This is a genomic window from Bacillus sp. JZ34 (assembly GCF_053903205.1).
This window is the reverse complement of sequence record NZ_CP096403.1, coordinates 1,296,791-1,309,640: the sequence shown is the minus strand read 5'-3', so window position 1 is coordinate 1,309,640 and position 12,850 is coordinate 1,296,791. Positions and strand designations below refer to the sequence as shown.

Here is a 12,850-nt window from a genome sequence, read left to right as displayed (position 1 = left end):
CATGAAAAAAGCTGCCGTTTGCTTGTGCGGCAGCTTTATTTTATAGCGGTTTCCTGAAGAGAAATGCTTTCCACATTTTTCACTTCGTATCCAAACCAATCATTTGCAATTTTTGTGAAGCGGGCGCGCTCCCCGGTTGTTAAAAACAAGTGTTCCGGCGGTTCACCCGTTTTGCTTAATAAACCGTTGTATGACAAGATCGTGCTGACTTCCCTGGCCGTTTCATCTCCGGAGGAAATGATGTTGACGCGCTCTCCCATATAGCGCTGAATCGGCTCTTTTAAAATCGGATAATGCGTGCATCCGAGAATCAGTGTATCGATTGATGAATCCCTGAGCGGGTGCAGTGACGACCTGACGATTTCATCAGCCGTCTCATCCAAAAATTTACCGCTTTCCACAAACGGGACAAACATCGGGCAAGCCAGATTTTCTACCGTTAAATCTCCGTTCAGCGAAAGAAGCGCTTCTTCATATGCGCCGCTTTTGATCGTGTTTTCTGTTCCGATCACGCCGATTCGCTGGTTCTCCGTCACTTTAATCGCGGTTCTGGCTCCGGGCTGCACAACGCCGATGACCGGGATCGCGACTTCTCTGCTGATTTCTTCAAGTGCGATGGCCGTCGCTGTATTGCAGGCGATCACGAGCATTTTAATATGGTGGCGGGATAACAAATAATTTGTCATTTCCCATGTATATGACAGGACTTCTTTTCTGTCCCGGGGCCCGTACGGACACCTTTTCGTATCTCCAAGATATATAATTTTTTCTTTCGGCAGCTGCCTCATGATTTCTTTTGCAACGGTTAAACCGCCGACTCCCGAATCGATGACTCCTATCGGTTGATCCAACAAAATCGCCTCATTTTCTGTTCATTTCCTGCTGAAGTTTAATTAATAATTTTTCAAATGCGGCTGTTTCTTCCTCGGAAAACGCCTCTAACATGTCTTCCAAATAGTCCTGCCTTTTTTGAATGACCTCCTGGATGATCCGCTCTCCTTCCGAGAGAAGATGAATGCGGACTACGCGCCTGTCGGACGGATCTTTCACCCGTTCAACGAGGTTGTTTTTCTCCATCCGGTCAATTAAATCCGTCGTGGTGCTGCACGCCAAGTACATCTTTTGTGATAACTCGCCGATCGTCATATCCCCGTATTCATACAGCCATTGAAGACCGACAAACTGGGGAGGGGTAATCGTATATTGGGTGAGAATTTCTCTTCCTTTTTGTTTGATGATGCCCGCAATATGGCGGAGTGATTTTTCAATATCCGCTATGTGATTCAAAGAAGCATTCGAATTCATTTTCTCTACCTCGCTCGACTCGTTGTTTTGTTTTCAAAACACTTGAGTCTATTTTCCTTCTTTTCTACACAAATTGCAAGACTTCAACATGAATATACAAATTGCACCTCAAAACAAATAACCGGTTCCCTTCTTGTTACAAGAAGGAACACCGGCTCAATTTAGAGCTCTAGCTCACCCATTCGAAGAAGTTCAACAACAGCTTGCGAACGGCCTTTCACTCCCAATTTTTGCATCGCATTGGAAATGTGATTACGTACAGTCTTTTCACTTATAAAGAGCTCGCTTGCGATTTCCTTTGTTGTCTTGTCTTGAACGAGCAATTCGAACACTTCTCTTTCTCTTTTTGTTAGCAGCGGCTTTGATTGAAACTCTTTCTCCTTCAAGTATTGTAACCCTCCTTGCTAAGGTGAGAGCTGATCTGAAACGAATGGGTTTCGATATAGTCGTGATATCATATGAAACATACGCAAGGTCGGTGACGTTTCTGACGGAGAAAAGGGTTCCCTCAAACACCTATTTTTCAGATCATGACACAGGCATCGTTTCAGGGCTGAACTTCTAAGGAAGACATTTTAAAATCCAGGCGATCAGCCGCCATCTTTTCGTAATATATGCGTGCGTTTTCTTTTTCTGCACAGCACTGATGATTTGTGCAGCCGCTTTTTCGGGCGAAGCCGTCCAAAACAGGTGATCACCTTTTGCAAGAGCCGTGTCCACAAAGCCCGGCTGAATTTCGGTGACCACGATTTCATCATACCCAAGTTTTTTCACTTTTTGACGGAGCCCTTTTAAGTAATTAGAAACGAATGCTTTTGAAGCGGCGTAGGTGACAGCCCCTCCGTTTCCTCTCAGCGCGGCAATGGATGAAATGCCGACTAAATGCCCTTTCCCATTTTTGATAAAATGCTCCATCAACACGTTCGAGCAGGACACAAATCCTGTCATATTGACATCGATCGTTTCCTTTTCTTTGCTCCAATCCATTTCGCTTTCCAAATATCCAACACCTGAACAGATGAAGACTGCATCTGCCCAATTCATCTCATCAAGCAGTTCTTTCAACAGTATAGGCGAGCGTTCGCTGTCGACTGTATCGATCTTTTTAATGTATGAAGGTCCAGGGAGGTCGTCGCGCAATTTGGCTAGCAGTTCATACCTTCTTGCAGCAAGACCGACCTCCACTCCTGCGGCTGACAGCTGCTTGGCAAGCGCCTTGCCAATTCCGGAACTCGCGCCGATGATCATCGCTTTTTTCATTTTCTTCTCCCTGTCAATTATTTCTCAGGAAATGAGTGATTGCCAAGCAGTTTTGCTTTTTGTTCATCTGTCCATTTCACCGGTTTACCCGTATCTTTCGCAATTTGCACCATAACCGCCACCCCTGTAAAGCAAAGGTCACCTTCCCCATTTTTCGCCGCATAGTGGAGGGTGAGGGAAGCGTTGCCGACAGATGCTGTTTTGACGCCGATTTTCAAATGTTCATGAAGCATGACCTGCTGAAAATAATCGCATTGCTGGCTCGCCACGACGGGAATGGCCGCGCTCTTCCCGTCTGAAAGGCGGTCCATGACGCCCAGGTGCTTGAAATAGGAAATCCTCGCTTCCTCGAAATAGACAAACGGTGTGACATTGTTCATATGACCGAACATGTCCGTTTCTGAAAAACGGACGGATACTTCATCAAAAAAAGAAAATGACTGACACCATGTGTCAAACGGTTCTTCAATATATCCCGGCAGCTTCATTGTTTTTCATCCCCTTTGGTCATAAAAACACCTCTTCGGCTTGAAGAGGTGCGTTTTTTCGTGTTATTCCGTGTTGTCGCTTCCGAAGAAGTTTTTAAACGCCTGAACGGTCGTATCCCTGTTTAATGCAGCGATTGAGGTTGTGAGCGGGATGCCTTTCGGACATGACTGCACGCAGTTTTGCGAATTTCCGCATTCGGCCAGTCCACCGTCTCCCATAATCGCTTCAAGTCGTTCCGATTTGTTCATCGCGCCTGTCGGATGGCTATTGAATAAGCGCACTTGCGAGAGCGGTGCAGGTCCCATAAAGTTTGTTTTATCGTTCACGTTTGGACAAGCTTCAAGACATACGCCGCAAGTCATGCATTTTGACAGCTCATACGCCCACTGCCGTCTTCTTTCCGGCATTCTCGGTCCCGGTCCGAGGTCATATGTGCCGTCGATCGGTACCCATGCTTTGACTTTCTTCAATGAATCAAACATGCGGCTCCGGTCCACTTGAAGGTCGCGGACAACCGGGAATGTTTTCATCGGTTCAAGGCGGATCGGCTGCTCAAGCTGGTCGATCAGGGCTGTACAGGACTGTCTCGGCTTGCCGTTGATCACCATCGAGCAAGCGCCGCACACTTCCTCGAGACAGTTCATATCCCAAGCAATCGGCGACGTTTTTTCCCCTTTCGTATTAACCGGGTTCCTTCTGATTTCCATCAAAGCGGAAATGACGTTCATATTCGGACGGTATGGAATTTCAAACTCTTCCTGGTAAGGACTAGAATCCGATGTATCCTGACGAGTGATGATAAACTTGATTGTCTTATTTTCACTCATGATTTCGCCACCTTTTTCTTCGAGTAATCCCGTTTACGCGGTGCGATTAATGAAACATCGACATCCTCATAATGGAATTTCGGGGCTTCAAAATCGCCTGCATGTTTCGCCATTGTTGTTTTCAGCCATTCCTCGTCATTACGTTCAGGGAAATCCGGTTTATAATGGGCGCCGCGGCTCTCATTCCGGTTGTATGCACCGAGCGTGATCACCCGTGCCAATTGCAGCATGTTGTGCAGCTGGCGTGTGAATACGGCGCCCTGGTTGCTCCATTTTGCCGTATCGTTGATATTGATGTTTTGGTAGCGCTCGGCAAGCTCTTGGATTTTTTCATCCGTTTTCAGCAGCTTGTCATTGTGGCGCACAACCGTCACGTTATCTGTCATCCATTCGCCGAGCTCTTTATGAAGGACATATGCATTTTCATTGCCGTCCATTTTCATAATGTCAGCCCACTTTTCTTCTTCCTTTTTGACGCAGCTGTCGAAAACGGAAGAAGACAGATCTTCTGCGGATGTTTCAAGACCTTGAATATATTCAACGGCTTTCGGACCTGCCACCATGCCGCCGTAAATGGCTGACAAGAGCGAGTTCGCGCCCAGGCGGTTTCCGCCGTGCATTGAATAATCGCATTCCCCTGCGGCAAACAGTCCTGGAATGTTGGTCATCTGATTGTAGTCGACCCAGAGTCCGCCCATTGAGTAGTGGACTGCAGGGAAAATCTTCATCGGCAGCTTGCGCGGATCGTCACCCATGAATTTTTCATAGATTTCAATGATTCCGCCCAACTTGATGTCCAATTCCTTCGGATCTTTGTGGGAAAGATCGAGATATACCATGTTTTCGCCGTTGATGCCGAGCTTTTGTCTGACGCATACATCAAATATTTCACGCGTCGCAATATCCCGCGGCACAAGGTTTCCGTATGCCGGATATTTCTCTTCGAGGAAATACCAAGGCTTTCCGTCTTTATACGTCCAGACTCGTCCGCCTTCACCGCGCGCCGATTCGCTCATCAGACGGAGCTTGTCGTCTCCCGGAATGGCGGTCGGGTGGATCTGGATGAATTCTCCGTTCGCATAGTAAGCGCCCTGCTGGTAAACGATCGAAGCGGCTGATCCGGTATTGATCATCGAGTTCGTCGATTTTCCAAAGATGATGCCCGGTCCCCCGGTCGCCATGATGACTGCGTCTGAACGGAACGACTCGATTTCCATCGTCGTCAGATTTTGGGCGACGATGCCCCGGCACGCATTGTCATCATCAAGAACGGCTCCGAGAAACTCCCAGCCTTCATATTTCGAAACAAGCCCTTCTACTTCAAAGCGGCGAACCTGCTCATCCAGCGCGTACAAGAGCTGCTGTCCGGTCGTCGCCCCCGCATATGCCGTTCTGTGATGCTGAGTTCCCCCGAAGCGCCGGAAGTCAAGCAGCCCTTCAGGTGTTCTGTTAAACATGACGCCCATGCGGTCAAGCAAATGAATAATCGACGGCGCCGCATCACACATCGCTTTGACCGGCGGCTGGTTGGCCAGAAAGTCGCCTCCGTAAACGGTATCGTCAAAATGCTCCCAAGGGGAGTCGCCTTCACCTTTTGTATTGACCGCTCCGTTGATTCCGCCCTGCGCACATACGGAATGTGAGCGCTTAACGGGAACGATCGAAAATAGTTTTACATTTGTTCCTGCTTCCGCAGCTTTAATGGTCGCCATCAGACCCGCAAGTCCTCCGCCGACAACGATGATGCTTGAATTGCTCATGCCTGCCCCACTCCCTCTAGTAATCTAGTTCTTTTACACAAATGCCAAAATCGCTCTCAGCCCTACATAGGACAACACAACAAAGACTCCCATTGTCACAAACGTGGCGATTCGCTGTGAGCGAGGAGAAACGGTGATTCCCCAAGTGACAGCAAACGACCATAAACCGTTTGAAAAGTGGAAGATTGTTGAGAGGACACCTACAATGTAAAAGCCGAGCATGATCGGGGAGCTCAAAATATCAGCCATCATGTCAAAGTTTACTTCTGCCCCCATTTGAGCGGCAATCCGTGTTTGCCACACGTGCCAGCTGACAAAAATCAAGGTAACGATTCCTGTAATCCGCTGCAGAACGAACATCCAGTTTCTAAAAAAGCCGAATCTGTTCGCATTGTTTTTCGCTGTAAAAGCTATGTATACTCCATAAACAGCATGATAAATCAGCGGAAGGAAAATCACGAAGATTTCCAAGACGTACCTGAACGGCAGGTTTTCCATAAAGTGAGCGGCGTTATTAAACGCCTCCTCTCCGCTTGCCGCAAAATGGTTGACAACCAAATGCTGGATTAAAAATATGCCTACCGGTATGACGCCAAGTAAAGAATGCAGTCTTCGATAAACAAACTCTCTGTTCCCGGCCATTGCTTTACCCCCTAGTTGAAAAGTGCAGTAAAAATGAAAGGTCTCCTATCCCCCGTCCTGTTTCAAATATCGCACTTTGTTAAGTTTTTATGACAATTTCATTTTACTCCTATGAGAAATAGGCGTCAAGAAAACGCGTACATAAATTGAAATTTTCTAAAATTTAATCATATTTTAGAAAATTTTATTTTATCAAAATATAAATATATCAGATTTTTTTCTTCCTAATTGCATGTCCCCGCTGTAATCTTTCACCCCATTTAAGCTATAATAAACGGAGAAAAGAGGGGAGACATTGGATATGAACAAATATGAAGCAAACTTAGCGCAATTAAAAGAGCTGGAAGTCTCCGCATATGGCTATGAGTTGATCAGGGAAGTGCTGCTTCCCGATATGCTGGGACAAGACTACGCAGATATGATGTACTGGGCGGGAAAAAAGCTCGCCCGCAAGTTCCCGCTTGAATCCAGGGAGGATCTTCCCGCTTTCTTTCTGGATGCAGGCTGGGGAACGCTTACGATCGCCCATTCAAAAAAACAGGAGCTTGAGTTTGAGCTCGAAGGCCCGCTGGTCTCAAACCGCCTCAAATATCAAAAGGAACCCTGCTTTCAGCTAGAAGCCGGATTTATCGCCGAGCAAATCCAGCTGATGAACGAACAAATTGCCGAATCGTATGAACAAGTGAAAAAAAGAGCCGGAAAAGTTGTATTGACCGTCAAATGGGATATGAAAGATCCGGTATGATGCTCGAAAGGCTGCTGTTGATTTTCAGCAGCCTTTTTACAATAAAACCCAAATAGACACACATTCTTAAACCTTCTGTTGAGAATATCGGCAAATCACACATCCACTGCTTCATTCTTCCAGCACGTTAGAAACGGTTATGCTTAAAAATTAATCTTCAAACACCGATTTTACTAAGTTACTTTTTGAAAGCCACAGTGCAGAAGGAAGGGCAGATAGAATACCCAGTAACGGACTTATTAATAATATGATGAAAATTATCACATAAGGTATTTCGAGGTTCTTTACATCTAAAGCTGATAATAGATTATACCCCAGTATAACGCTTGAAATTAAACCCATTATACAGCCAGCTAATGAAATAACAATTCCTTCATATAAAGCGAGTCGAACGATTTGCCACGGCTTTCCACCTATGGCTCTCATCATCGCAAACTCTTTTTTACTTTCCCTTAAATTGCTTGCCATACTATTCATTAAGCCAACAAGTGCAATTAAGGTGATGATTAACACGCTGCTTCCCAATAATACAATACGCTGTTTGTACTGTTGATAAAATTTATCCATTTCTTCTTTTCTATCATACAAAATAGCATCTTGATATTGGGGATTTTCCATCAGTTTCTCAATTTTGGCCTTTATATGGCCTTTTTCACTTTGGTCCTTAATATTAAAAAATATTTGTTCTGTTTTTTGAAGATGAAATAACTCTTTTAACGTAGTCTCATTAGTAAAGAATCTTAAATCTTCATCAGGTAAAATAGGCACTTCGTCAACCACACCGACAATGCGTAATGTAAATGGCTTCTTGCCAGAAACTTCACTTAATTCATCTGGTTCCAATGTGACTGTATCTCCGACTCGAAACCCGATGTCCTCAGAGAATTGTTTCGTAATCACGGCCTCATCATCTTTAAGGTGATCAATTCGGCCTTTCACAATTTCAAAAGGGGCAGTGTTGCGTACTTTTTCCAAATCCAGGCCACCCACACTCGTTAAAACTTCTTTTTTTCCGTTTACGGTCATAAATTGCCCGTTCCAGTTTGAATCTACTTTTTTTATATCTAAATCCAAAGTATGTGTTAATATACTTGTTTGAACCGGGATTGTTTCAACTCCGTTCATATGATCAATTTGTTTTATAATTGAAGAAGAGAAACCTGGTTCATACGAGGCTTCTGTAGCCTGTATGACATAATCAAGCGGATATTGTTTTGATATTGTTTTTTCTGTTTGACTGACAACAGCTTGCAAAATCATATATCCAACGAATCCAACAATGACTGCTAACGTTAATACCCTGGCAATTTGCTGACTTCTTCTCATTCTTTTCAGAGCATTTCTTCCGGCAATCATGCTTTCCATTTGATAAAACGGCCTTAAGAGAAAAGTTAGTGCCGTTACAATGATCCTCAATACTGCAGGAGTCATCACAAACATAATGAGTACAAATGATACCCCTAACAGAATACTGAAGCTGCCGCTTCCTCCGCTTTTATGCACTGCAAATGTCATAGCTGCCAGCAATAGCAAAATCATGGTCAGGCCGATAATGGTTCCTTTTGATTCCGCTTTACTTTTACTGATTTTTTGGCTGTATGCAGCGATAGGAGAAAGCCTGCTAGTCGATAAAGCTGGTATTGTTGCTGCTAAGACAGTCAAAAGAATGCTTCCAAAAAACGAAATGATTATACTTTTTGCCGGGATTGATATTGATTGGATGGAATAGCCTATAAATTGTTCAACAATATTTGTCAGGGCATAACATAGTACAGTACCTGTAACCGTTCCTATTAATGCAGCCATAGTCCCTATCAGAAAAGCTTCCCAGATGACCATATAAAACAATTGGGCAGGCTTTCCGCCTAAAAGTCTTAATGTTGCTAATTCCTTTTGTCTTTCTTGAACCGACATTTGCAAAGTGCTGACTACGATTAAAAGGCTTCCTAACAAGACTGTAATTGATAAACCGTTGACAATCGGTTTTAACCCGCCCAGTTGTTCTTTCTCTGTCGTCATCGCCTTTCGTTGATCAATGGATATGTCTGCAAAATGTTCCTTTAAATCCTCTATTACTTTTTGTTTATCAGCTGATTGATTTAATTTCAGCATGACTGCCGTTGCTTTATTTACATTATGAGTTTGTGCTGCGAGCCAATCATAATCAAAAATGACGATATTATTTAATTGCTCGCTTTCATTTAAAATACCAGATACTCGTACCTTTACGTCGTCCCCTGGAGGAAAAGGGAAACTAATTTCAGAATCAATATCCAAGCCCTTAGCTTTTGCATATCGAGCAGGGATTACCACTTCCTGAGCTTTCGGAAATCCACCTTTACCGATGGAAACCAGCGGGTGCTCCATAGCCAATTGGTGATGTTTAAAGCCTATATAAACAGGCTGAGATGCAACAGCAGCCGGCATATCTTCACTTGCATACGGAAATAACATCGGGGTTATTTGATCTACATCTGGAAATCCCTCTATCTTTTGCAAATCTTTCGCACTCAATTTTTTGGTTGATCCGTTATAACCTGAAACCAAATCAAAATCTCCGTATTTTTCCAACACAGATTTTTCGTTTGATTGTTCTAAAGTTGTCATCATGATTTGCGAAATAATGAGCAGCATAACCCCAAGACTAATACCGATCACAGCAAATATAGACCTGGCTCTTCTTGCTTTCAAAAATCGCCAAGCCAATTGAGCAGTTAATTTCATGCGTATACATCCTCTAATCTTTTAGTGATATGGCTTAAATTTACTTTAGGAGTCGCAGTGAGCTGAATATCTCCCGCCAATTCCCCGTCCTTCATAAATATAATCCGATGTGCATGTGAAGCCACATTTGCATCATGCGTCACCATGATAAGCGATTGTTTTTTCGTATCGCAAAAGTGGCGGAGAATTGTCAAAATGGCATCACCAGTTTTTGTATCAAGACTTCCGGTTGGTTCATCTGCTAATACGATACTGGGTTCCATAATAAGCGCTCTTGCAATTGCAACCCGCTGCTGCTGTCCCCCTGACATCTGGGACGGATAAGAAGAAGCGAGTCTTCCAATCCCTAATAATTGCAGCAAATCATTTGCCTTTTTATTTACCGATTTATCTTTCTTTCCAGCTAGGAGTATAGGAAGCGTTATATTCTCCTCCGCCGTTAGAACAGGAATCAAATTAAACATTTGGAAAATAAAACCGATATTATCTCTTCTGAGTTGTGTAATTTGAGCCTCATTGCAATGAGATAAATGAATACCGTCTAGTGTGACTTCTCCTGAAGTTGGTTTATCTAGCCCTGACAGCATATTTAATAACGTAGACTTTCCCGAGCCGCTAGGACCCATAATGGCTGTAAATTCACCTTTTTTTATATCCAAATCAATATTTCTCAATGCAAAAAATTGATGTGCTCCCTCTCCATATGACTTTGATAACTTTTTAGTTTGCAGGACTGAAGCTCTCATGTTTTTCACCTCTTTTTATAGTTCAGTTTCATTTTAAATAGCTAAACTCAATAGGGCGTTAATAAAATATCAATAAAATATCAAGATTTATTCACACATATTCCGCAATTACCAAAAAAACGTCATAATGTTATTCAGAAGCAAAACAGAAAGGAATGGCGATAATGAAAGAAACCATTTTAGTCGTCGATGATGATGCAGAAATTATTGAACTGATGAAAGACTTTCTGGAGATCGAGAATTACAATGTTCTAACAGCATTTAATGGAGAACAAGCCCTCTCCATTGTCAACAAACAAGAGGTCGACTGTATCTTACTAGATGTAATGATGCCGGGGGAATCAGGCTTTTCGATATGCAAGAAGCTGAGAGACATAAAGGATGTCCCTATCTTATTTTTAAGCGCCAAAGAGGATCCAACCGATAAAATCAGGGGATTAAGTGTCGGGGGTGATGATTATATTGTAAAAACGGCAACACCAGGTGAGATTGTAGCCAGAATCAAAGCAGTGAGACGGCGCTCCGGACAGCAAAAACCCGGACACTCATTCAACGGCCTTACAATTGATTACTTATCCCGAGAAGTACATATACACGGAAGAAAAGTTTCCCTCACCTCAAAGGAATTTGACTTATTATCTCTACTTAGCAGACATCCCCATCAAGTATTTACACACGATCAAATTATCCAATTTATATGGGGGGAGCATTATAGTGATCCGCATACAGTAAGGGTATTCGTCGCGAGAATCAGGGAAAAAATTGAAGAAACTCCCTCTCGGCCGCGGTGGATCCTAACTGTCTGGGGTGTCGGATACAAATTTGTGGAGGGGGCATAAACATGTTAGAGGGGCATAAAAAAAGACTGACAATAAAAAAATGGCTGTTTCTCTTCATGATTGCATTTATTTTGCTCCCCATTCTTACTACAAAAATGGCCGTCCATTTTTATAATGAATCAAAAACAAATTCTATTGAAATAGAAGATATAATGCCTTGGCTGGAACAAAACATTCTAAATCAGCCGGAAAATTGGAACAAAAAAGAGTGGCAAAAACAAATACATCATAAAACTGATGAGCTTCATATAGGGATACGCTTGCTAAACAAAGATCAAAAAGTCTTATTTTCAACAGTAGAAAAACCAGATAATCATCAGATTACAAAAATAGAGCAAACAGCAGATTACTCAGTTGGGAATACAAACTATCTTCTTGAAGAATATTATGTATATCAGAACAAAAAACTCGCAGGCATTTTATATGTTCAAGATAAAAGGCCTGCACTCCATGCTTTCAATGGTCCAGAAAACAGTTTTCTAGAACAGTATGGAGGCTTATTCATCGCATTATTTGTTTTCCTAATGCTTTTGGCGACAGCTGCATGGTTTATGAATAAACAAGTATTAATTCCGTTGACTGCACTGGAGAAAACATCACAGCTCATTTCAAAGCAGGATTTCAATTTTTCTCTTCCTTCTTCACGTGTTACAGAAATTCATGAAGTATCAAACGGATTTAAGTCTATGCAGCTGCAGCTAAAGAAATCATTAGCCAAACAACAATCACTTGAAAACGAAAGAAAACTGTTTATTGCTTCTATCGTGCATGATTTACGAACACCAATATTTACAATCCGGGGATATCTAGAAATTATAGAAAAGCAATTACACCAAGCCCCTGAAAAAGTAAAGAAATATATTGTGACATGCAGAAATAAAGCGGATATGCTGAATCATTTAGTGTCAGACCTATTCTCGTACACGAAGCTAGAACTTTACAAAGAAAAACCAAGTGTAGAGTTTGTAAACCTAAACCGCTTACTTGACGATTACCTGAACGATTACTCAGCAATATTAGAAGAAAAGGGAATTCATCTCATAAAATCAATTCCTGAAGGTGATACATATGTTTATGCAGATCCCGAGCTTTTTTCCAGAGCTTTTTACAACATAATAGACAATGCCATAAGATTTTCTTTTAAAAACAGCGACATCTACGTTTCACTGTTCGAAGAGAAAAAATACGCTGTTATTGCCATTCGGGATAAAGGAAAGGGACTGCACGAGTCCGAGTTAGACCAGATATTTACGCCGCTTTACAGAGGAGAAACCTCTCGCAATCGAAAAACAGGAGGAGCCGGATTGGGCTTAGCCATAAGCAAGGAGATTTTAGAAGTGCATGGAGGTAAAATCACTGCAGAAAACCATAACAAACAAGGTGCCGTTTTTAAATTATATTTGCCATTACCTAATGGATCATGATTAATCATCATACTTTTTTTGATCGCTTGTTTTAGATGATATAGAAAAAGCAATAAAGAAATCGCTCATCATACAATAAAAGCACATAG

General features: G+C 42.6%; 13 protein-coding genes. 3 read left to right on the top strand and 10 right to left on the bottom strand.

All coding sequences use genetic code 11. The features are described from left to right. Window positions 1-35 precede the first annotated feature (35 nt). From racE to M1D90_RS06545, 8 genes are all read right to left on the bottom strand, one after another. Window positions 36-854: a glutamate racemase gene (gene racE, locus M1D90_RS06580; RefSeq protein WP_020452488.1), complete on the bottom strand. Its 819-nt coding sequence runs from the start codon at window positions 852-854 to the stop codon at window positions 36-38. 7 nt (window positions 855-861) lie between these two features. Then, window positions 862-1,305 (bottom strand): MarR family winged helix-turn-helix transcriptional regulator, encoded by a 444-nt coding sequence (locus M1D90_RS06575; RefSeq protein WP_003184148.1) that lies wholly within the window; start codon window positions 1,303-1,305, stop codon window positions 862-864. Window positions 1,306-1,466: 161 nt separating this feature from the next. Beyond that, entirely contained in the window at window positions 1,467-1,691 is a 225-nt protein-coding gene (gene gerE, locus M1D90_RS06570) for a spore germination transcription factor GerE (RefSeq protein ID WP_003184172.1), read from the bottom strand. Between the two features lie 175 nt (window positions 1,692-1,866). Next, window positions 1,867-2,565 carry an SDR family NAD(P)-dependent oxidoreductase gene (locus M1D90_RS06565; RefSeq protein ID WP_023855445.1) on the bottom strand — a complete coding sequence of 233 codons (699 nt, stop codon included), beginning with the start codon at window positions 2,563-2,565 and terminating at the stop codon, window positions 1,867-1,869. A gap of 17 nt (window positions 2,566-2,582) precedes the next feature. Next, the gene (locus M1D90_RS06560; protein WP_023855446.1) at window positions 2,583-3,053 is read right to left on the bottom strand and encodes an acyl-CoA thioesterase; all 471 of its coding nucleotides are present in this window, start codon (window positions 3,051-3,053) and stop codon (window positions 2,583-2,585) included. Between the two features lie 63 nt (window positions 3,054-3,116). Then, window positions 3,117-3,881 carry a succinate dehydrogenase iron-sulfur subunit gene (gene sdhB / locus M1D90_RS06555; RefSeq protein ID WP_020452491.1) on the bottom strand — a complete coding sequence of 255 codons (765 nt, stop codon included), beginning with the start codon at window positions 3,879-3,881 and terminating at the stop codon, window positions 3,117-3,119. Then, window positions 3,878-5,641, bottom strand: a complete 1,764-nt coding sequence (gene sdhA / locus M1D90_RS06550) for a succinate dehydrogenase flavoprotein subunit (RefSeq protein WP_020452492.1) — start codon at window positions 5,639-5,641, stop codon at window positions 3,878-3,880. The genes sdhB and sdhA overlap by 4 nt, the downstream gene beginning before the upstream one ends. A 33-nt stretch (window positions 5,642-5,674) precedes the next feature. After that, window positions 5,675-6,283 (bottom strand): succinate dehydrogenase cytochrome b558 subunit, encoded by a 609-nt coding sequence (locus M1D90_RS06545; RefSeq protein WP_023855447.1) that lies wholly within the window; start codon window positions 6,281-6,283, stop codon window positions 5,675-5,677. 301 nt (window positions 6,284-6,584) lie between these two features. Here M1D90_RS06545 and M1D90_RS06540 point away from each other — a divergent pair, with 301 nt between their 5' ends. Further along, window positions 6,585-7,028, top strand: coding sequence for a YslB family protein (locus M1D90_RS06540; RefSeq protein WP_144498754.1), 444 nt, complete (start codon window positions 6,585-6,587; stop codon window positions 7,026-7,028). Window positions 7,029-7,178: 150 nt separating this feature from the next. Here M1D90_RS06540 and M1D90_RS06535 read toward each other — a convergent pair whose 3' ends face one another. Continuing rightward, on the bottom strand, window positions 7,179-9,752 hold the full coding sequence (locus M1D90_RS06535) for an ABC transporter permease (protein WP_456283208.1): 2,574 nt from the start codon (window positions 9,750-9,752) through the stop codon (window positions 7,179-7,181). Beyond that, window positions 9,749-10,498 (bottom strand): ABC transporter ATP-binding protein, encoded by a 750-nt coding sequence (locus tag M1D90_RS06530; RefSeq protein WP_231006487.1) that lies wholly within the window; start codon window positions 10,496-10,498, stop codon window positions 9,749-9,751. The genes M1D90_RS06535 and M1D90_RS06530 overlap by 4 nt, the downstream gene beginning before the upstream one ends. Window positions 10,499-10,662: 164 nt before the next feature. On the opposite strand from M1D90_RS06530, the gene M1D90_RS06525 reads away from it, so the two are divergent. Next, complete coding sequence (locus M1D90_RS06525; protein WP_105980114.1) at window positions 10,663-11,337, top strand: response regulator transcription factor; 675 nt, start codon at window positions 10,663-10,665, stop codon at window positions 11,335-11,337. Window positions 11,338-11,339: 2 nt separating this feature from the next. Next, window positions 11,340-12,761, top strand: coding sequence for a sensor histidine kinase (locus M1D90_RS06520; protein ID WP_328038255.1), 1,422 nt, complete (start codon window positions 11,340-11,342; stop codon window positions 12,759-12,761). The last annotated feature ends 89 nt before the right edge of the window (window positions 12,762-12,850 follow it).